The organism is Shewanella inventionis, assembly GCF_014641855.1.
Lineage (GTDB): Bacteria > Pseudomonadota > Gammaproteobacteria > Enterobacterales > Shewanellaceae > Shewanella > Shewanella inventionis.
This window is the reverse complement of record NZ_BMII01000037.1, coordinates 1-18145: the sequence shown is the minus strand read 5'-3', so window position 1 is coordinate 18145 and position 18145 is coordinate 1. Positions and strand designations below refer to the sequence as shown.

The window sequence follows — 18145 nt, the reverse complement described above, 5'->3', positions numbered from 1 at the left end:
AAATGGCAGCTAAAATACGTCGCGAAGACGAAGTAGTAATATTAGCAGGTAAAGACAAGGGTAAACGCGGTAAGGTTTCTCAAGTTCTACCTACTGGTAAATTAATTGTTGAAGGCATCAATCTAGTTAAAAAGCACCAGAAGCCAAACCCACAATTGGGCGTGACTGGCGGCGTTATCGAGAAAGAAGCACCGATTCAAGCATCAAACGTTGCGATCTTTAACCAAGCCACAGGCAAGGCAGATCGTGTTGGTTTCCGATTTGAAGACGGTAAAAAAGTCCGTTTCTTTAAGTCGAACAGCGAACTCGTTAAGTAATTTGGAGTAAACGATGGCGAAACTGCATGATAAATATCAAGAGACTGTAGTCGCTGAACTAGCTAAAAAGTTCGGTTATAGCAGTGTCATGCAAGTCCCTCGGATTGAGAAAATCACCCTAAACATGGGTGTTGGCGAAGCAGTTGCAGATAAGAAAGTTATGGAGCATGCGCTTCGTGACATGACTGCAATCGCTGGTCAAAAGCCAGTTGTAACTGTTGCTCGTAAATCAGTTGCTGGTTTTAAAATCCGTGAAGGCTACCCTATTGGCTGTAAAGTTACCCTACGCGGTGAGCGTATGTGGGAATTCTTAGAGCGTCTAGTTGACATTGCAATTCCACGTATTCGTGACTTCCGTGGCCTAAGCGCAAAAGCGTTTGACGGTCGTGGTAATTACGCAATGGGTGTGAAAGAACAGATCATCTTCCCAGAAATCGATTACGATAAAATCGATAAGATTCGTGGTATGGATATTGTTATCACTACTACTGCGAAGAATGACGAAGAAGGTCGTGCTTTGTTGACCGCTTTTAACTTCCCATTTAAGAAATAAGGGTAGCATAATGGCTAAAACATCTATGAAAGCACGTGAATTAAAACGTGCACAGCTCGTAGCTAAGTATGCTGAAAAGCGTCTAGCACTTAAAGCTACTATCAGCAGCCCAGACACTTCTGATGAAGATCGTTGGGATGCAGTACTTAAGTTGCAAGCACTACCACGTGATTCAAGCGCATCGCGTAAACGCAATCGCTGTAATCAAACTGGTCGCCCACATGGTGTTTTACGTAAATTCGGTTTAAGCCGTATTAAATTACGTGAAGCGACAATGCGTGGTGAAGTTCCTGGTCTACGTAAGGCCAGCTGGTAAGCACTTGTACGGAGTAAGCTAATATGAGCATGCAAGATCCTATTGCGGATATGTTAACACGTATTCGTAACGGCCAAGCTGCTAACCACGTATCTGTAAAGATGCCTTCAGCTAAGTTAAAAGTAGCAATTGCGAAATTACTTAAAGAAGAAGGTTTCATTACTGACTACGCCGTAGCAGATGAAGCTAAGCCTGAATTAGAAATTACATTAAAGTATTTTCAAGGCAAACCAGTCGTTGAGACTATCCAGCGCGTAAGTCGTCCTGGTCTTCGTATTTACAAAGGTAAAGACGAGTTACCAAAGGTGATGGGCGGTCTGGGTATCGCAATCGTGTCCACTTCTAAAGGCTTGATGACTGATCGTGCCGCCCGCCAAGTTGGCACGGGTGGTGAGGTTATCTGCTACGTAGCGTAAGGAGTTAGTAATGTCTCGTGTTGCAAAAGCACCAGTCACTATCCCTGCTGGCGTAGAGGTGACTAAAAACGAACAGGCTTTAACCGTCAAAGGCGGTAAAGGAAGTCTGACTCGAGTAATCAACAATGCGGTTAATGTTGTTATCGAAGATGCACAAATTAAGTTTCTACCTGTCGAAGGCGCTGTTGACGCTTGGGCACAGGCAGGTACTGCACGTGCACTAGTAAACAACATGGTTGTTGGTGTATCACAAGGTTTTGTGAAGAAATTAAAATTAGTTGGCGTTGGTTACCGTGCAAAGATTGTTGGTACCGACTTAGACTTAACTTTAGGTTTCTCACATCCGTTGGTACATAAACTACCCGCAGGCGTTACTGCCGAATGTCCTAACCAAACTGAAATCGTCCTAACAGGCGTTGATAAGCAGTTAGTAGGTCAAACAGCAGCCAACATTCGTGGTTACCGTCCACCAGAGCCATACAAAGGCAAAGGTGTTCGCTATGACGACGAAGTTGTACGCCGTAAAGAGGCTAAGAAGAAGTAGGTAACGCGATATGGATAAGAAAACATCTCGCTTACGTCGCGCTTTGCGTGCTCGTAAGAAGATCCAAGAGCTAGGCGTGAACCGTCTGGTTGTACATCGTACACCGCGTCACATCTATGCTCAGGTGATCAGTCCTGAATTTAAGGTGTTAGCTGCTGCGTCGACTGTTGAAAAAACAGTTAAAGAGCAACTAAAGAGTACCGGAAACGTAGATGCGGCTAAAGCAGTGGGTAAAACTGTTGCTGAGCGTGCGATCGAGAAGGGCGTAGCTGTTGTTGCGTTCGACCGTTCTGGATTCAAGTATCACGGTCGTGTAGCTGCTTTAGCAGATGCCGCTCGTGAAGCTGGCCTGAAATTCTAAGGGGTTATAAATGGCTAAATTAGAAGCTCAGCAAAAAGACGATCTGCAAGAGAAATTAATTGCAGTTAATCGTGTTTCTAAAGTAGTTAAGGGCGGTCGTATCTTTAGCTTCACAGCACTAACAGTAGTGGGTGACGGTAACGGTAAGATCGGCTATGGCTATGGTAAAGCGCGTGAAGTTCCAGCTGCTATTCAAAAAGCAATGGAAAAAGCCCGTCGTAATATGGTAACCGTGGAGTTGAACGCAGGTACTCTGCATCACCCAGTTAAAGGTCGCCATACTGGTTCTAAAGTTTATATGCAACCAGCATCAGAGGGTACCGGTATTATTGCCGGTGGCGCAATGCGTGCCGTATTAGAAGTTGCAGGCGTTCATAACGTTCTGTCAAAAGCATACGGTTCTACTAACCCGATCAACATCGTTCGCGCAACTGTCGATGCGTTGGTGCACATGAAGTCACCAGCTCAAATCGCAGCAAAACGTGGCCTGAATGTTGATGAAATTCGGGGGTAATGCACCATGGCTACTAAAACTTTAAAAGTAACACAGACTAAAAGCAGCATCGGTCGTTTACCAAAACACCGTGCAACCCTAACCGGTTTAGGTCTGCGTCGTATTGGTCACACTGTAGAGCTTGAAGATACTCCTTCAGTTCGTGGTATGATTAATAAGGTGTACTACATGGTTTCGGTGGAGGAATAAGATAATGCGTCTAAATACTCTATCTCCAGCAGCAGGTTCTAAATCTGCTCCTAAGCGTGTAGGCCGTGGTATTGGTTCAGGTTTAGGTAAGACTGCAGGTCGCGGTCACAAGGGTCAGAAATCTCGTAGCGGTGGCGGTGTACGCCCTGGCTTCGAGGGTGGTCAAATGCCACTTAAGATCCGTTTACCTAAGTTTGGTTTTACCTCGCGTCGTGCTTTGGTATCAGCTGAAGTTCGTTTACTCGAACTAGCAAAAGTTAACGGTGATGTTGTCGATTTGAATGCACTGAAAGATGCGAACGTTATTACTCGCAACATCCAGTTTGCGAAAATCGTTCTTTCAGGTACCATTGACCGCCCAGTGACTGTAAAAGGTCTGAAGGTAACCAAAGGTGCTCGTGCAGCTATTGAAGCTGCCGGTGGCAAGATCGAGGAATAATACGTCGATGGCAAAACCAGGACTTGATTTAAAAAGCGCGAAAGGTGGTTTATCAGAATTGAAAACTCGCCTTCTGTTCGTGATTGGTGCGATTATCGTCTTTAGAGCCGGTTCGTTCGTGCCAATTCCTGGTATTGACGCTGCTGTATTAGCAGAGCTTTTTGCTCAGCAAAAAGATACCATCCTTGGCATGTTTAACATGTTCTCGGGTGGTGCTTTAGAGCGTGCCTCTATCTTCGCATTAGGTATCATGCCGTATATTTCGGCATCGATTATTATGCAGTTGTTGACTGTTGTGCATCCTGCACTTGCTGAATTGAAAAAAGAAGGCGAGTCAGGGCGTAAAAAAATAAGTCAATATACAAGATACGGCACACTTGTGTTGGGTACATTGCAATCTGTCGGTATTGCAACAGGTTTACCAAATCTTATGCCTGGCCTAGTTGCCAACCCAGGATTTGGTTTTTACTTTGTTGCTGTTGTGAGTTTGGTTACCGGAACTATGTTCCTTATGTGGCTAGGCGAACAGATTACCGAACGCGGTATTGGTAATGGTATTTCGATTTTAATTTTCGCAGGTATCGTTGCAGGTTTACCGTCGGCTATCGGCTCAACAGCCGAGCAAGCGCGTCAAGGTGACATGAATGTATTGGTACTACTGTTGCTCGCGGTTATCGTATTTGCAGTAACTTATTTAGTGGTATTTGTGGAACGTGGTCAACGTCGTATCGTCGTTAACTACGCTAAGCGTCAACAAGGCCGTAAGGTTTTTGCAGCGCAAAGCACTCACTTACCGTTAAAAGTGAACATGGCAGGTGTGATTCCACCAATTTTTGCGTCCAGCATTATTTTGTTTCCAGGCACACTGGCTCAGTGGTTTGGTCAAAATGAGTCCATGTCATGGTTAAGCGATTTCGCTTTAGCTGTGTCACCAGGACAACCGCTGTATTCATTATTGTACGCGACAGCAATTATCTTTTTCTGTTTCTTCTATACTGCGTTGGTTTTCAATCCACGCGAAACAGCGGATAATTTGAAAAAGAGTGGTGCATTCATTCCTGGGATCCGTCCCGGAGAACAGACTTCGCGTTACATAGATAAAGTAATGACACGTTTAACCTTAGCGGGTGCGTTATATATTACCTTTATCTGCTTAATTCCGGAGTTCATGTTAATTGCGTGGAAAGTACAGTTCTATTTTGGCGGTACTTCACTACTAATTATTGTAGTCGTAATCATGGACTTCATGGCTCAGGTTCAGACCCATATGATGTCTCATCAATATGAGTCTGTGATGAAGAAAGCTAATCTTGTGAACAAAGCAAACTTAGATCGCTTTGGTAAATAAGATTACTTTGACGGAGTGATGAAATGAAAGTTCGAGCTTCCGTGAAGAAGATCTGCCGTAATTGCAAGATCGTCAAGCGTAGTGGCGTTGTGCGCGTTATCTGTGTTGAACCAAAACACAAACAGCGTCAAGGCTAAGAAAGAAGTTTGGTCAGCTCAATAATGGGCTGACCAAAAATATTGTTTGCAAATCTGTCGTCTGTCGAGTATCCTTTCGGGCTTTTCGCAGATGGCCTTTAACTTTAAGGAGTGCATAGTGGCCCGTATCGCTGGCATTAACATTCCTGATCAAAAGCACACAGTCATTGCATTGACTGCAATCTTTGGTATTGGTCGTACACGCGCTAGAGCAATCTGCGCATCTACGTCAATTGCTGAAGACGCTAAGATCAAGGAATTGAGCGAAGCTCAAATAGATATCCTACGCGAAGAAGTCGCCAAATACACTGTAGAAGGTGACTTGCGTCGTGAGATTTCAATGAACATCAAGCGTCTTATGGACCTTGGTTGTTATCGTGGTCTCCGCCATCGTCGTAGCCTGCCTCTTCGTGGGCAACGTACTAAGACCAATGCGCGCACGCGTAAAGGTCCACGTAAACCAATCAGAAAGTAACGGGAAGGTAAACCACAATGGCTAAAGTTCCGTCACGTTCTCCGCGTAAGCGCGTACGTAAACAGGTTGCAGATGGCATGGCTCATATCCATGCGTCTTTCAACAACACAATTGTCACCATTACAGATCGTCAAGGTAATGCGTTGTCATGGGCTACCTCAGGTGGTTCTGGTTTCCGTGGTTCACGTAAATCAACACCATTCGCTGCACAGGTTGCTGCTGAGCGTGCAGGTATTGCTGCTCAAGACTACGGTGTTAAAAACCTTGAAGTTTTCGTGAAGGGTCCAGGTCCAGGTCGTGAATCAGCCATTCGTGCGCTGAACGCTGTTGGTTATAAAATTACTAACATTACCGATGTGACGCCTATCCCTCATAATGGCTGTCGTCCACCTAAAAAACGTCGTGTATAACACTGCGTATATAGGATAGTTGGAGAAAGATCATGGCAAGATACTTGGGTCCTAAGCTCAAGCTCAGCCGCAGAGAAGGTACAGACCTTTTCCTAAAAAGCGGTGTGAGAGCAATCGATTCGAAGTGTAAGCTAGAAGCTGCACCTGGACAACATGGCGCTCGTAAGCCACGTTTGTCAGAGTACGGTTTACAGCTACGCGAGAAACAAAAAGTTCGTCGTATTTACGGTGTGCTAGAAAAGCAATTCCGTAACTACTACAAAGAAGCAGCACGCTTAAAAGGTAATACTGGTGAAAACCTATTACAACTTTTAGAAGTCCGCCTAGATAACGTTGTTTATCGTATGGGTTTCGGTTCTACACGTGCAGAATCACGTCAGCTAGTAAGCCATAAATCAGTTATGGTTAACGGTCGTGTTGTTAACATTCCGTCATTCAAAGTGTCTGCGAATGATGTTGTAAGCATCCGTGAAAAGTCACGCACTCAAGCTCGTATTAAAGCGGCTTTAGAAGTGGCTGGTCAACGCGAAAAGCCTACATGGGTAGAAGTCGACAGTGCGAAAATGGAAGGTGCTTTCAAGCGTATTCCAGAACGTAGCGATTTGTCTGCGGATATTAACGAACAGCTGATCGTCGAGCTTTACTCTAAGTAAAGCTAACAAACAAGAGAGGACACAATGCAGGGTTCTGTTACAGAATTTCTTAAACCGCGTCTCGTTGATATTGAGCAGGTTAATTCAACTCGCGCCAAAGTTACACTAGAGCCACTCGAACGTGGTTTTGGCCATACCTTAGGTAACGCGTTGCGTCGCATCCTATTGTCGTCTATGCCTGGCTGTGCAGTTACTGAAGTCGAAATTGACGGCGTACTGCATGAGTACAGCAGTAAGGAAGGCGTACAAGAAGATATCCTTGAGATATTGCTTAATCTTAAGGGATTAGCAGTGACTATCGAGGGTAAAGACGAGGCTTTGCTTACATTAAGCAAGTCCGGCACAGGCCCTGTTACAGCAGCAGATATCACACATGATGGTGATGTTACCATTATGAATCCTGATCATGTTATCTGTCACTTGACTGGTAATAATGATATCAGCATGCGTATCCGCGTTGAGCGTGGTCGTGGTTATGTGCCAGCTTCGGCTCGTGCACAAACTGAAGACGACGATCGCCCGATTGGTCGCCTGTTGGTTGATGCTTCATTCTCGCCTGTAGCTCGCATTGCATATAATGTAGAAGCTGCTCGTGTAGAACAGCGCACTGACTTAGATAAACTTGTGATTGATATGACCACAAATGGTACTATCGATCCTGAGGAAGCAATTCGTCGTTCTGCAACAATTTTAGCTGAACAGCTAGATGCGTTTGTTGAGCTTCGTGATGTTACTGAGCAGGCTGTTGTAGAAGAGAAACCGGAGTTTGATCCGATTTTGCTGCGTCCTGTCGACGATTTAGAGCTAACTGTACGTTCGGCTAACTGTTTAAAAGCCGAAGCGATTCATTACATCGGAGATCTTGTACAACGCACTGAAGTTGAGTTACTTAAGACCCCTAATTTAGGTAAGAAGTCTCTTACTGAAATCAAGGACGTTTTAGCATCTCGCGGACTGTCGTTAGGTATGCGTCTAGAAAACTGGCCACCGGCTAGTTTAGCAGACGACCTATAAGTCTCAGGTTAGTACAGATTTAGGTTATAAGGATTAGGTCATGCGCCATCGTAAGAGTGGTCGTCAACTAAACCGCAACAGCAGTCACCGTCAAGCTATGTTCCGTAACATGGCTTGTTCAATAGTTCGTCATGAGATTATCAAGACAACTACTGTTAAAGCGAAAGAACTGCGTCGCGTTGTTGAGCCTCTAATAACACTAGCTAAAGTAGACAGCGTTGCAAATCGCCGTTTAGCTTTCGCTCGTACCCGCGACGCTGAAGTTGTAGGTAAGTTATTTACTGAATTGGGTCCACGCTTCCAGGAACGTCCTGGTGGATATACCCGTATTCTTAAGTGCGGTCTACGTGCCGGTGATAAAGCCCCAATGGCTTACATCGAGTTAGTAGGACGCCCTGAAGCTGCTGAAGCTGTAGAAGTTGAAGCTGCAGAGTAATTTCTAATTACTCAATTAAAAACCGAGCTTAGGCTCGGTTTTTTTATGCTTATTTCTAGCCTTGTTGATCATCAATATTATGATTGGCGTTTATTAGTCTTAGATTTTATATTCATTTTTATTCGAATCCATCTGGTGGGCGCCATTTGATTACACAGTGCTTTATACCGCTTTAGTGTTGTATCTACATCACTGTAAATTTAGAAAGCCTTAGCTAAGTTTTTCCTTTCATGCATGCAACTAACCTAATTACAGCTGTTATGACTACATCTAAGTCATTGCAAACAGGTGAGAGTTCGACAAGTTGTGTAAAGAGTTCATCATTTGTAATGGTAAGTTTGAAATCTAACATTGATCCATTGTTTAGTATTAGACTGATAATACACACAAAATATCGTTCCTACCCTTGTTGCTTATTTAGTGCCGTATAATTTGTTTGCCTTGTGTTTGCTACTGCCTTATACGTACTACACACACTGTTATAGTTATGCCAATCAGCACAACAATGTGATTATTTTACTGGTTAAAACCGATTACAACTCGTTAGCAATTTTGAAAGAACAACTTGCTCGTTGTAAGTTCTGCTTTATTTTAAGTGATTTTTCCCATGCAATCTCAGATCGCTTATTTATCCTTATTGTAATTACAACATAGTTTATTTCACTTTTTTATTAGCGGCTTTATTATCGTTTTGCAGACAAGCAGACAAGCAGACAAGCAGACAAGCAGACAAGCAGACAAGCAGACAAGCAGACAAGCAGACAAGCAGACAAGCAGACAAGCAGACAAGCAGACAAGCAGATATGAAAATGCCAATCAAGTGATTGGCATTTAGAGGTCATTTAGATGTTGGCGATATTAGTATTGATAACCTTCAGATGGTTTCTGCTCTGAGTAGTCTAACTTTTCGTGTTTTTGCCCCATAGCTTCAGCAACCTCAGGAGGCATATAGTTTTCATCATGCTTAGCAAGTACTTCACTTGCTTCTAATTTCCCTGATTCAACTAAAACCCCTTGGGCAACAATTCCTTGCCCTTCACGGAATAGGTCCGGTAATAGGTCATCATAAGTCACAATAATTTCGCCACCGGCTGAATCGTGAACGGCAAATTCTACATGTAAACTATTTGGGTCTCGTTTCATTGATCCAACCGTAACCATACCACCGACACGAATGCGCTGGCCAACTTCTGGCATGACACCTGTATCGTTTTTACCGTTAACTATTTCATAAGGTGTATAAAACAAATTCAGATTTGAATTTAATGCGTACAAGAGCAATGACGCAACTGCAGCAACACCTGCAATTAGCGCAACGGCTAATGTAAGACGTTTCTTTCTTCTTGGGTTCATTGTTTTTTACCTCTTGATTCTTTCAGTTTTTCTTCGCGAGCTTGTTTGCTCGCAATTTCTGTTAACACTTTACGCTTTCTACGTGCACTAGAGATGATTAAAATGGCTAAACTGCTAAAGGTTACACCATAAGCTAACCACACATAGAAGGCGTAACCTCCCATGTTTAAAAAGTCACTCATTGAATCAAATTGCATTATTTAGACACCTCTTGTGTTGCCAATTCTCTTACCCAAGGGCGCATACCATTTCGGGCTAATACTTCCGCTCTAAATCTAACGAGTGTAATTGCGCCTATCATCATACCAAACCCAACTATGTTGATCAGAAGCGGGTATAACATGTCACCCGTCATAGTCGATTTTTCAGTGATCTTGATCGTTGCCGGTTGATGTAAACTGCTCCACCAATCGACAGAATATTTAATAATTGGAATATTAATAACCCCTACAATGGCTAAAATGCCTGCTGCACGCGCAGCCAATACTTTATCTTCAAATGAGGCATAAAGCGCAATGACCCCGAGATACAAAAACAGCAATACAAGCTCTGAGGTTAATCGTGCATCCCAAACCCACCAAGTGCCCCACATAGGTTTTCCCCATGCAGCACCAGTAAATAGAGCAATAAACGTAATTACAGCCCCAATAGGCGCAATAGAGGCTGCGGCCCAATCTGCAGCTTTAATTTGCCAAACAATACCGATGAATGATGCGGTTGCCATGCCCATATAGGCAGCCATTGACATTGAGGCTGCTGGAACATGGATATAGATAATCCTAAAGCTATCGCCCTGTTGGTAATCCATGGGTGCAAACAATAGACCCCAGGTCGTTCCAACACCTATTAACGCAATTGCCAAACAAACAAACCATGGCAAAAAGGTTCCTGCAAGTTTATAAGAACGCTCAGGATCAGCGTATGAGTTTAGCCATTTCCACATTTAGTTTGTACTCACTCTTAAAGATGCGCCAATAGCGAATGGCGCCATAATTAATGATCCAATTAACATCGCGCCAATAATCGCAAGCTGGCCGGTGTAGGGTAAATTTATACTTGCAGAGTCAATTGCGCTGGTCGCAAAAATTAACACTGGAATGTATAAAGGTAAAATCAACAAACTTAATAGCACGCCACCCTTTCTTAGGCCGACAGTTAAAGCCACGCCTATTGCACCAAGTAAAGATAATACCGGTGTTCCAAGCGCGAGTGTGGCCATCAGCGCAACATAGCTATTGCTGTCTAAATGCAGTAACACAGCTAATAGTGGTGCAACTAAAATTAACGGAACACCTGTTAGAATCCAATGTGCGAACACTTTTGCTAATACAAGAATTACTAAAGGTTGAGGGCTTAATAGCATTTGCTCCAAACTGCCATCACTGTAGTCGGCTTTAAATAAGCGCTCAAGTGACAACATAGAAGCTAACAGTGCCGCTACCCAGATAATGCCTGGTGCTACGCGAGTTAATACCTGTGGTTCTGGTCCTATCCCAAGAGGGAATAAGGTCACAACCAATATAAAAAATAATAATGGATTAAAAATGTCACCACGGTGGCGGATGGCAATGCGTAGATCACGCTGTAGTAGCGTCATGAATGCCGTGGTATAACTTATTCCTCGTTTCATTCAGATACCTTATACAAAGCGATAGTCAAGAGTGATTTTGCGTAGTATGTCATCGCCTATGATGCTCATATCTTGATGTGTGGTTAAAATGACACATCCCCCAGATTTTGCGTGTTGCATAAATAACTGTTCTAACTCTTCTACGCCTTTTTTATCAATAGCGGTAAAGGGTTCGTCTAAAATCCAGATCTTGCAATCACTGTGTTGTAATCTTGCTAGTGCAGTTCGCCGATGTTGTCCCGCAGACAAATGACCAGCTAGTGCTTCTTCAAATCCTGCGAGGTTAACTTTTGCCAGCAAAGCCGTAGTATCAAAGTTATCATAGCCACTGATTCTTAAATTGAAGTTAAGATTTTCTTCTGCTGTAAGTTCACTTTTAACACCCGCTAAATGGCCTAAATATAGTAAATCATGATTAAACTCATCGCGACAACGAGTGATATCTTCACCGGCATATTTTACTTCTCCAGCGTATGGGCGAGATAGGCCTGCAATAATACGTAATAAGCTTGTTTTACCCGCGCCATTAGGACCTTCAATTTGAACGATATCACCTGCGTTGATATTAAAACTGAGTCCATCAAATAGTATGCGCTCTTCCCGGATACAGGTTAATTCGTTGGCACTTAACAATGCGTTTGATTGATTTGACTTGGTCACTTATCCCTCTTGTTTACGCGTGAGGATGAATTCGAAAAGATATTAACACAAAGGTATTTATCGGTTTAGCTTTGTCTCAGACTAAGTGCTAGCAATTTGATATGGTTCCAAAAAAAACGATACCAATTGAACTTTTTCAACAATTACTAATATATTACCTGAACTAGCCAGATTGTCTTGATTTAGAGACTAAGCTGAGATTGTTATCACAAAAAGATGAGTTTTTTTGCTATTTGTAGTAATCTAGTGTTGCTAAAAAGAGTCTGCCTTCTAAATCAAGGGCAGCGTTAAGCTTTGTATATTTGCAATTAGGAACGTTGAACATGAAAAAATTGTTAGCAATGACTGCAGTAGCTGCATTAACTTTGTCTGCGAATGTGTTTGCTCAAGAAGGTGAAGCTATTTACAATAAAGCGTGTCAAGTATGTCACAGCATGGGTGTGGCCGGTGCGCCAAAGGTTCATGATGCTGCTGCTTGGGAACCACGTCTAGCTAAAGGTTTAGATGCCTTAGTGGGTTCTGTAAAATCTGGTTTAAATGCAATGCCACCAGGTGGTATGTGTACAGATTGTACTGACGATGATTACAAAAAAGCTATCGAGTTTATGTCTAAGTAATTTTCGACTAAACCAAAAACCGGCTTAATAGCCGGTTTTTTTATGGGTGTGTGTTTCTGATGTTAGCTTAGTGCTTACTGTACTAAAGTATCTAACATTAGCTTGGCGTTGCTACCAACCGCAATAGCGTCAATACTGCCTTTTAGATCTCCTGTTTGTGGTTTTACACTGCCGTTTTTAGATAAAACCGCAATGACTTCCACTTCTTTTACGGAGCTTAGTTTCATATCGCCGCCCATTGAAGTGCTGTCATCTAGAGTAATCGTTGCAGGTAGGTTTGCAGCGTTAATTTTTGTTGCAGCTAATGGCACTTTTGGACCTTGAGTTGCACGAGCAAAGATAAATACGACATCTGTGTCGCTTACTTTGTCTGCAAGTTCATTTGAAATGGACACTTCAATAGCAAGTGTGTTGGCATTGGCTGCCGCCATACCTTTATGGTTTTCGTCATTTGGCATTGTATTAGCGCTGTCACCCATACGCATTTTAGCCGACTCAATCGCATTCATTAATGCGGTGCGATCAACATCGTTACGGTCGCTGTCTAAGATCATTTGCCAAGCTTCAATTGCCTTAGTGTACTCGGCAGTAAAGAAAGCATCCATACCAACTAATAATAGTGTGGAGGGATCTTGTGCATCTAAAGATAAAGACTGGTCAATAATTGATTGGATCTCAGGGGTGATCTTTTGGCCTGCTTTATAATACAGTGCGGTGGCTTTAGGGCCCAATAATTCAGCATGTGTACCAACTAACGCCATCACTTTATCAAATGCTGCTACAGCTTTATCGTATTGATTGGCTGATACATATGCATGGCCTAAACTAAACCAGGCTTGGCTATTTTCAGGCTCAGATTGGACTTGAGCTTCCATCATTTGTACTCGCTGCGACATTATCTGCGCAGGATCCATTCCTTGATGTGGGTTGTTGGCTTGGGGTGGATTTGCCAGTTCGTTATAAGCTCCAAGTTGTTGGTAGAAGTAACCTGAAATAGCAAGTAAACAGACAGTCATGAATGCAGGCCATAATGCACTTTTAGGTTTAATCGCCACATCAAGCGAGTCATCGCCTTCTTGTTTCATATCTTGCAGTAAGTTGATTTCAAGTTCTTTTTTGAGTGCGTCAAATTCGGCTTTATCTAATAGCTCATCTTGTAACTCTTTTTCGAGTATGGTCAACCGTTCACCATAAAGCTCAAGGTTCGTTTGTCTACGAACGCCAGCTTCTTCGGCGTGAAGAAGCTTTTGTTGGCGAAAGTGAGGAACCCAAATCATGATTAGGCCGATGAGTACGACAAGCGCAATAAAAATCCAAAATGTGGTCATTGTGTCAATATTCACTTTTAGGTTAACTGAAAATGCGGCATTACCGCAGTGCTTGGAATGTTGATTATACGTAAAGATTATTAATTGAATAGTAATATACGGGAGATATGAATCTAAATCCTGAGAGTTGCGTACTGGTTCACAGATTGAAAGTGTTTAGTAAATTCAATGAAACTTTCATTTTATGTTTAGGTCACATGCAGAACGCTATCCATTTTACGCAGTTGATTGTCCATTATGAGACTAGTGACCCAGTTTTGTACGAAAAGGGCAGACAGATGCAATAGCAAGTTCTAAAATGATTTAAAATTCGTTTAAGCTAATGTGCGTATATTAGTTTTGACGCATTGATTGATGTTGCCGTGGTTTGTTCAGATCCACTTAATTATTTAGACTAAGGAATACCCATGATTCCAGAACTTGGACATTTCTCGCTTATTCTCGGTTTAGCTTTTGCTTTACTGTTAGCTAGCGTGCCGTTATATGGTTCAGCTCGAAAAGATCAGTATCTTGTTCGTTATGCTTGGCCTCTAACTTACGGCATGTTTTTCTTTATCACATTCTCGGTTATTACTTTAGCCTACAGCTTTGCTACTGATGATTTTTCGGTGGCATATGTTGCACATCATTCAAATTCTCAATTGCCTATTTTCTTTAAAATTGCTGCAGTGTGGGGCGGACACGAAGGGTCATTACTGTTTTGGGTATTTGCCTTGTCTGTCTGGGCTGCTTCAGTTGCTCTATTTAGCAAAGGTTTAGAAGAGGTATTTACGGCCCGTGTATTATCGGTATTGGCGATGATTGTGGTTGGTTTTACTCTTTTTATGATATTAACATCTAGCCCATTTGAACGAATTTTTCCAATTCCATTAGAGGGTCGAGACTTAAATCCAATGTTGCAAGATGTTGGGCTTATTTTCCATCCTCCAATGCTGTATTTGGGTTATGTTGGCTTCTCTGTATGTTTTGCGTTTGCAATTGCTGCGTTAATGAGTGGCAGACTTGATTCTGCATGGGCACGCTGGAGTCGCCCATGGACACTCGCTGCTTGGATATTCTTAACGGGTGGTATTTCGTTAGGTTCTTGGTGGGCTTACTACGAATTAGGTTGGGGAGGCTGGTGGTTCTGGGATCCAGTAGAAAACGCATCATTTATGCCTTGGCTGGTGGGAACCGCTTTAGTTCATTCATTAATTGTGACTGAAAAGCGTGGCGCATTCCGCAACTGGACTGTTTTACTGTCTATCTTTGCATTCTCATTAAGTTTGTTAGGTACCTTTATTGTTCGTTCTGGTGTACTAACATCTGTGCATTCATTTGCTGCAGACCCAAGTCGTGGCTTATTTATCTTACTATTGCTAGGCCTTGCTGTTGGTGGTTCGTTAACGCTGTTTGCATTCAGAGCTAGTGAAATGAGTAGCCCTGCGCGTTTTGAACTTAAATCAAAAGAAACCATGCTGCTTATCTGTAACGTGCTACTTACTGTAGCCGCAGGCACTGTGTTACTAGGGACACTATATCCACTACTAATCGATGCGTTAGGCATGGGTAAAATTTCAGTTGGACCGCCATACTTTAACGCCGTATTTGTGCCTATTGTGCTTGTACTGTTTGGTTTTATGGGGATTGGCCCAATTATTCGCTGGAAAAAATCGAAAGCGGGTGAAATTAAAAGACAACTTTTACTACCAGCAATCATCTCATTAATCGTTGGTGTGGTAGTTCCATTTGTTGTTGGTGGCGAGTTTAATGCTTGGGTTATGTGTGGTGTAGCTGCAACCGTCTGGATCCTGTTGTCTACTCTACGTGCCGCTTATAACATAGTAAGTCCTAAAGAAGGTGGTATTAGCCTCAGCAGAATGGGCCGTAGCCAGCTAGGTATGATTATTGCGCATTTGGGTATTGCAGTTTCTGTGCTGGGTGCAACCATGGTGTCTAATTACTCTATTGAAAAGAGTGTACGTATGGGACCCGGTGTTTCACAAGAATTGGCTGGATATACCTTTAAATATTTAGAAACCAAAAATGTAGTCGGTCCTAACTATACTGCTCAACAAGGACAGATTGAGATTTATAAAGATGATGAATTCATCACATTACTAAAGCCCGATCGCCGTCAATACAATGTGCGTACCATGGACATGACTGAAGCCGGTATTGATTGGGGTTTATTCCGTGATCTATATGTGACAATGGGTGATCCAATAAGCTTAACTGAATTTGCTGTCCGCCTTAATTATAAGCCATTTGTTCGTTGGTTATGGTTTGGCTCAATCTTTATGATGGTGGGTGGTTTCCTTGCAGCATCTGATAAGCGTTATCGTGTTAAACAGACTGCAAAAGAAGAAGCTACAAAAGCAAAATTAGCGACAGCATAGTCACACGGAGACACTATGAAGAAGTTTGTACTGTTTATACCTCTTGTCATTTTTTTAGGTATGGGCGTGTTTTTATACAAAGGATTATTTCTTAATCCTAAAGTGCTCGATTCAGCATTAGAAGGAAAGCCTATCCCGGCTTTCCAACTTGAACGACTTGAAGCCGCAAGTGAAATGATCACAGAGAAAAATCTCGTTGGTAAAGTCACTATGCTTAACTTTTGGGCAACATGGTGCCCAGCGTGTAAGTATGAGCATCCGTATTTGATGATGCTATCAAAACGTAATTTGTTGCCTATTTACGGAATCAATTATCGTGACGATCGAGCACTAGCAATCAAGGAACTAAAAACAGAAGGTGATCCTTACACGCTCAATGTTTTTGATAAAGACGGCAGGTTGGGTCTTGATTTGGGTGTGTATGGTGCCCCAGAAACATTTATTGTCGATCACAATGGCATTATTCGTTATCGCTATGCAGGGCCCATTGATCAAACTGTGTGGACACAAACGCTATACCCAATGATCCAACAACTCCAAACTGAAGCGAAAGCCGATGGGGCATCTTAATGAACATCATCACTAAATTATTTATTTGTTTAGCCAGTGTATTATTTGCTGCGTCAGTTATAGCCACACCAGTAGATACATACGAATTTAAAACAACTGAAAATCAACAGCGGGCATTGTCACTGGCGCATCAATTACGTTGTCCACAGTGTCAAAATCAAAACCTAGTCGATTCAAATTCACCAGTCGCCCAAGATTTACGTCTTGAAGTATACAAAATGGTAGACAGTGGTAAGTCAGATCCTGAAATTATCGACTTCATGACCAGCCGCTATGGTGATTTTGTGTTGTATAAGCCAAAACTTGATTCTAAAACTTATGTTTTATGGTTAGGACCGTTTGGTCTCCTAGTATTTGGTTTGCTTATTGGTTTTATTTTTATCCGTAGGCAACGTATACAGCCGTCAGAAACAGTGTCTCTTACACCAGAGCAGCAGGCAGAACTCGATGCACTACTCAATAAGAGCAAGTCTAAGTAAATAACCATTTGGAGTAACAATGAATAAGTGGCTTGCGGCAATCTTATTTACTTTATTGATGATAAGCTTGCCAAATACATTAAATGCGTACCCAGGTATGCAAGCACAAAGTAAGCAAGCCACCCAGTCAACTCTTGAGCGAATAAATATACTACCGCAACCGTTTCCCATTGCGCTTGTAGACTTTACCAATGCAATTGGACAACAGGTTAACTTTGGCCATTACAAAGGCAAGGTAATAGTAGTAAACCTTTGGGCGACATGGTGCCCACCGTGTGTAAGAGAGCTTCCAGCATTACATCGTTTAAATCAAACACTCAATAATGAGCAATTTGTGTTACTGCCTATCTCAATAGATGCTGACTCAAACGTCGTCAATCCATTCTTGGCTGATCTCGGTTTATCTGCATTTGAATCTCATTTTGATCCTAAGCAACAATTGCGTGATGTATTCCCTCTAGACACTATACCAGCAACATTTATTTTAAATGAACAAGGTGAGCTGGTGGCCTATGTTCGTTCATATGTAGATTGGGATGACGAAAATACAATAGATTATTTGAACCAATTCCTCACGAACGATAAAAAAGCTCAATAAACCGACAAATAAACATTTAAAAAGCTCAAAAGGATCGTTTTTGGTGAAAAGATCGCCAAGCGATCCTTTTTTATTAAAAAAGCGCTTGCACTAAAGTTTTAGCTCCCTATAATGCGCATCCACTGACACGGCAGACAGCGAAAGCAATCACCGAGTTAGGTTGAATCAAGTGCTTCAAAACATTAAATTCAACAGCGAAAAGAAAGTTTGAAAAAACACTTGACGCGAAGATGGGAAAGCGTAGAATACGCAGCCCAAGCCAACGACCTGGCGTCAACGGCCGCTAAGCGAAAGATTGATTCTTTTGGTATTAGTAACGCTCTTTAACAATCTAAACAAGAAATCTGTGTGGACATTCACAGGTATTGAGTTATTCGAAATTGTCTTCTTGTTCTTCGGAATGTAGGCAA

General features: G+C 42.4%; 27 protein-coding genes. 21 read left to right on the top strand and 6 right to left on the bottom strand.

The genetic code is table 11. The annotated features are described in order from the left end of the window. Positions 1-2 precede the first annotated feature (2 nt). From rplX to rplQ, 16 genes are all read left to right on the top strand, one after another. Positions 3-317, top strand: a complete 315-nt coding sequence (rplX, locus tag IEW93_RS18330) for a 50S ribosomal protein L24 (RefSeq protein WP_188740700.1) — start codon at positions 3-5, stop codon at positions 315-317. Between the two features lie 13 nt (positions 318-330). Then, positions 331-870 (top strand): 50S ribosomal protein L5, encoded by a 540-nt coding sequence (rplE, locus tag IEW93_RS18325; protein ID WP_160056431.1) that lies wholly within the window; start codon positions 331-333, stop codon positions 868-870. 10 nt (positions 871-880) lie between these two features. Continuing rightward, positions 881-1186, top strand: coding sequence for a 30S ribosomal protein S14 (gene rpsN, locus IEW93_RS18320; RefSeq protein WP_188740699.1), 306 nt, complete (start codon positions 881-883; stop codon positions 1184-1186). A 23-nt stretch (positions 1187-1209) separates the two neighbouring features. Then, on the top strand, positions 1210-1602 hold the full coding sequence (gene rpsH / locus IEW93_RS18315) for a 30S ribosomal protein S8 (RefSeq protein WP_188740698.1): 393 nt from the start codon (positions 1210-1212) through the stop codon (positions 1600-1602). Positions 1603-1612: 10 nt separating this feature from the next. After that, the gene (rplF, locus tag IEW93_RS18310) at positions 1613-2146 is read left to right on the top strand and encodes a 50S ribosomal protein L6 (protein ID WP_188740697.1); all 534 of its coding nucleotides are present in this window, start codon (positions 1613-1615) and stop codon (positions 2144-2146) included. Between the two features lie 10 nt (positions 2147-2156). After that, positions 2157-2507: a 50S ribosomal protein L18 gene (rplR, locus tag IEW93_RS18305; protein WP_188740696.1), complete on the top strand. Its 351-nt coding sequence runs from the start codon at positions 2157-2159 to the stop codon at positions 2505-2507. 10 nt (positions 2508-2517) lie between these two features. Further along, entirely contained in the window at positions 2518-3021 is a 504-nt protein-coding gene (rpsE, locus tag IEW93_RS18300) for a 30S ribosomal protein S5 (protein WP_137224583.1), read from the top strand. Between the two features lie 6 nt (positions 3022-3027). Further along, on the top strand, positions 3028-3210 hold the full coding sequence (gene rpmD / locus IEW93_RS18295; protein ID WP_188740695.1) for a 50S ribosomal protein L30: 183 nt from the start codon (positions 3028-3030) through the stop codon (positions 3208-3210). Between the two features lie 4 nt (positions 3211-3214). Next, positions 3215-3649: a 50S ribosomal protein L15 gene (gene rplO, locus IEW93_RS18290; RefSeq protein WP_188740694.1), complete on the top strand. Its 435-nt coding sequence runs from the start codon at positions 3215-3217 to the stop codon at positions 3647-3649. Positions 3650-3656: 7 nt separating this feature from the next. Next, positions 3657-4997, top strand: a complete 1341-nt coding sequence (secY, locus tag IEW93_RS18285; RefSeq protein ID WP_188740693.1) for a preprotein translocase subunit SecY — start codon at positions 3657-3659, stop codon at positions 4995-4997. 23 nt (positions 4998-5020) lie between these two features. Next, the gene (rpmJ, locus tag IEW93_RS18280) at positions 5021-5134 is read left to right on the top strand and encodes a 50S ribosomal protein L36 (protein ID WP_006083579.1); all 114 of its coding nucleotides are present in this window, start codon (positions 5021-5023) and stop codon (positions 5132-5134) included. Between the two features lie 118 nt (positions 5135-5252). Continuing rightward, positions 5253-5609, top strand: a complete 357-nt coding sequence (gene rpsM / locus IEW93_RS18275; protein WP_011635660.1) for a 30S ribosomal protein S13 — start codon at positions 5253-5255, stop codon at positions 5607-5609. 17 nt (positions 5610-5626) lie between these two features. After that, on the top strand, positions 5627-6019 hold the full coding sequence (gene rpsK / locus IEW93_RS18270; RefSeq protein ID WP_011635661.1) for a 30S ribosomal protein S11: 393 nt from the start codon (positions 5627-5629) through the stop codon (positions 6017-6019). 32 nt (positions 6020-6051) lie between these two features. Beyond that, positions 6052-6672 (top strand): 30S ribosomal protein S4, encoded by a 621-nt coding sequence (gene rpsD / locus IEW93_RS18265; protein WP_160056419.1) that lies wholly within the window; start codon positions 6052-6054, stop codon positions 6670-6672. Between the two features lie 24 nt (positions 6673-6696). After that, the gene (locus IEW93_RS18260; RefSeq protein WP_160056417.1) at positions 6697-7686 is read left to right on the top strand and encodes a DNA-directed RNA polymerase subunit alpha; all 990 of its coding nucleotides are present in this window, start codon (positions 6697-6699) and stop codon (positions 7684-7686) included. Between the two features lie 40 nt (positions 7687-7726). Further along, complete coding sequence (rplQ, locus tag IEW93_RS18255; protein WP_160056416.1) at positions 7727-8122, top strand: 50S ribosomal protein L17; 396 nt, start codon at positions 7727-7729, stop codon at positions 8120-8122. 858 nt (positions 8123-8980) lie between these two features. On the opposite strand, the gene ccmE is transcribed toward rplQ, so the two are convergent. From ccmE to ccmA, 5 genes are read right to left on the bottom strand one after another with little or no spacing between them, the layout of a single operon-like run. Further along, positions 8981-9475 carry a cytochrome c maturation protein CcmE gene (gene ccmE, locus IEW93_RS18250; protein ID WP_188740692.1) on the bottom strand — a complete coding sequence of 165 codons (495 nt, stop codon included), beginning with the start codon at positions 9473-9475 and terminating at the stop codon, positions 8981-8983. Beyond that, positions 9472-9672 (bottom strand): heme exporter protein CcmD, encoded by a 201-nt coding sequence (gene ccmD / locus IEW93_RS18245; protein WP_188740691.1) that lies wholly within the window; start codon positions 9670-9672, stop codon positions 9472-9474. Before ccmD ends, ccmE begins: the two co-directional genes overlap by 4 nt. Continuing rightward, positions 9672-10418 (bottom strand): heme ABC transporter permease, encoded by a 747-nt coding sequence (locus tag IEW93_RS18240; protein WP_188740690.1) that lies wholly within the window; start codon positions 10416-10418, stop codon positions 9672-9674. Before IEW93_RS18240 ends, ccmD begins: the two co-directional genes overlap by 1 nt. Continuing rightward, a complete protein-coding gene (gene ccmB, locus IEW93_RS18235) occupies positions 10419-11105 on the bottom strand; it encodes a heme exporter protein CcmB (protein WP_188740689.1) in 687 nt (228 codons plus the stop codon). It abuts the gene before it with no gap. 9 nt (positions 11106-11114) lie between these two features. After that, positions 11115-11765, bottom strand: a complete 651-nt coding sequence (gene ccmA, locus IEW93_RS18230; protein WP_188740688.1) for a cytochrome c biogenesis heme-transporting ATPase CcmA — start codon at positions 11763-11765, stop codon at positions 11115-11117. A 323-nt stretch (positions 11766-12088) separates the two neighbouring features. Here ccmA and IEW93_RS18225 point away from each other — a divergent pair, with 323 nt between their 5' ends. Beyond that, positions 12089-12382, top strand: coding sequence for a c-type cytochrome (locus IEW93_RS18225; RefSeq protein WP_188740687.1), 294 nt, complete (start codon positions 12089-12091; stop codon positions 12380-12382). 74 nt (positions 12383-12456) lie between these two features. Here the strand turns inward: IEW93_RS18225 and ccmI are convergent, their stop codons facing one another. After that, positions 12457-13710: a c-type cytochrome biogenesis protein CcmI gene (gene ccmI / locus IEW93_RS18220; protein ID WP_188740686.1), complete on the bottom strand. Its 1254-nt coding sequence runs from the start codon at positions 13708-13710 to the stop codon at positions 12457-12459. Positions 13711-14117: 407 nt separating this feature from the next. On the opposite strand from ccmI, the gene IEW93_RS18215 reads away from it, so the two are divergent. From IEW93_RS18215 to IEW93_RS18200, 4 genes are read left to right on the top strand one after another with little or no spacing between them, the layout of a single operon-like run. Next, positions 14118-16088, top strand: a complete 1971-nt coding sequence (locus IEW93_RS18215) for a heme lyase CcmF/NrfE family subunit (protein WP_188740685.1) — start codon at positions 14118-14120, stop codon at positions 16086-16088. Positions 16089-16103: 15 nt separating this feature from the next. Further along, entirely contained in the window at positions 16104-16658 is a 555-nt protein-coding gene (locus IEW93_RS18210; RefSeq protein WP_188740684.1) for a DsbE family thiol:disulfide interchange protein, read from the top strand. Further along, positions 16658-17137, top strand: coding sequence for a heme lyase NrfEFG subunit NrfF (nrfF, locus tag IEW93_RS18205; protein ID WP_188740683.1), 480 nt, complete (start codon positions 16658-16660; stop codon positions 17135-17137). Before IEW93_RS18210 ends, nrfF begins: the two co-directional genes overlap by 1 nt. A gap of 19 nt (positions 17138-17156) precedes the next feature. Beyond that, a complete protein-coding gene (locus IEW93_RS18200; RefSeq protein ID WP_188740682.1) occupies positions 17157-17735 on the top strand; it encodes a TlpA family protein disulfide reductase in 579 nt (192 codons plus the stop codon). The last annotated feature ends 410 nt before the right edge of the window (positions 17736-18145 follow it).

Bases quoted from the DNA above. Each gene is read 5' to 3' on its own strand.
- rplX (WP_188740700.1), top strand. From the start codon at position 3: ATGGCAGCTAAAATACGTCGCGAAGACGAAGTAGTAATATTAGCAGGT.
- rplE (WP_160056431.1), top strand. From the start codon at position 331: ATGGCGAAACTGCATGATAAATATCAAGAGACTGTAGTCGCTGAACTA.
- rpsN (WP_188740699.1), top strand. From the start codon at position 881: ATGGCTAAAACATCTATGAAAGCACGTGAATTAAAACGTGCACAGCTC.
- rpsH (WP_188740698.1), top strand. From the start codon at position 1,210: ATGAGCATGCAAGATCCTATTGCGGATATGTTAACACGTATTCGTAAC.
- rplF (WP_188740697.1), top strand. From the start codon at position 1,613: ATGTCTCGTGTTGCAAAAGCACCAGTCACTATCCCTGCTGGCGTAGAG.
- rplR (WP_188740696.1), top strand. From the start codon at position 2,157: ATGGATAAGAAAACATCTCGCTTACGTCGCGCTTTGCGTGCTCGTAAG.
- rpsE (WP_137224583.1), top strand. From the start codon at position 2,518: ATGGCTAAATTAGAAGCTCAGCAAAAAGACGATCTGCAAGAGAAATTA.
- rpmD (WP_188740695.1), top strand. From the start codon at position 3,028: ATGGCTACTAAAACTTTAAAAGTAACACAGACTAAAAGCAGCATCGGT.
- rplO (WP_188740694.1), top strand. From the start codon at position 3,215: ATGCGTCTAAATACTCTATCTCCAGCAGCAGGTTCTAAATCTGCTCCT.
- secY (WP_188740693.1), top strand. From the start codon at position 3,657: ATGGCAAAACCAGGACTTGATTTAAAAAGCGCGAAAGGTGGTTTATCA.
- rpmJ (WP_006083579.1), top strand. From the start codon at position 5,021: ATGAAAGTTCGAGCTTCCGTGAAGAAGATCTGCCGTAATTGCAAGATC.
- rpsK (WP_011635661.1), top strand. From the start codon at position 5,627: ATGGCTAAAGTTCCGTCACGTTCTCCGCGTAAGCGCGTACGTAAACAG.
- rpsD (WP_160056419.1), top strand. From the start codon at position 6,052: ATGGCAAGATACTTGGGTCCTAAGCTCAAGCTCAGCCGCAGAGAAGGT.
- IEW93_RS18260 (WP_160056417.1), top strand. From the start codon at position 6,697: ATGCAGGGTTCTGTTACAGAATTTCTTAAACCGCGTCTCGTTGATATT.
- rplQ (WP_160056416.1), top strand. From the start codon at position 7,727: ATGCGCCATCGTAAGAGTGGTCGTCAACTAAACCGCAACAGCAGTCAC.
- ccmE (WP_188740692.1), bottom strand. From the start codon at position 9,475: ATGAACCCAAGAAGAAAGAAACGTCTTACATTAGCCGTTGCGCTAATT.
- ccmD (WP_188740691.1), bottom strand. From the start codon at position 9,672: ATGCAATTTGATTCAATGAGTGACTTTTTAAACATGGGAGGTTACGCC.
- IEW93_RS18240 (WP_188740690.1), bottom strand. From the start codon at position 10,418: ATGTGGAAATGGCTAAACTCATACGCTGATCCTGAGCGTTCTTATAAA.
- ccmB (WP_188740689.1), bottom strand. From the start codon at position 11,105: ATGAAACGAGGAATAAGTTATACCACGGCATTCATGACGCTACTACAG.
- IEW93_RS18225 (WP_188740687.1), top strand. From the start codon at position 12,089: ATGAAAAAATTGTTAGCAATGACTGCAGTAGCTGCATTAACTTTGTCT.
- ccmI (WP_188740686.1), bottom strand. From the start codon at position 13,710: ATGACCACATTTTGGATTTTTATTGCGCTTGTCGTACTCATCGGCCTA.
- IEW93_RS18215 (WP_188740685.1), top strand. From the start codon at position 14,118: ATGATTCCAGAACTTGGACATTTCTCGCTTATTCTCGGTTTAGCTTTT.
- IEW93_RS18210 (WP_188740684.1), top strand. From the start codon at position 16,104: ATGAAGAAGTTTGTACTGTTTATACCTCTTGTCATTTTTTTAGGTATG.
- nrfF (WP_188740683.1), top strand. From the start codon at position 16,658: ATGAACATCATCACTAAATTATTTATTTGTTTAGCCAGTGTATTATTT.
- IEW93_RS18200 (WP_188740682.1), top strand. From the start codon at position 17,157: ATGAATAAGTGGCTTGCGGCAATCTTATTTACTTTATTGATGATAAGC.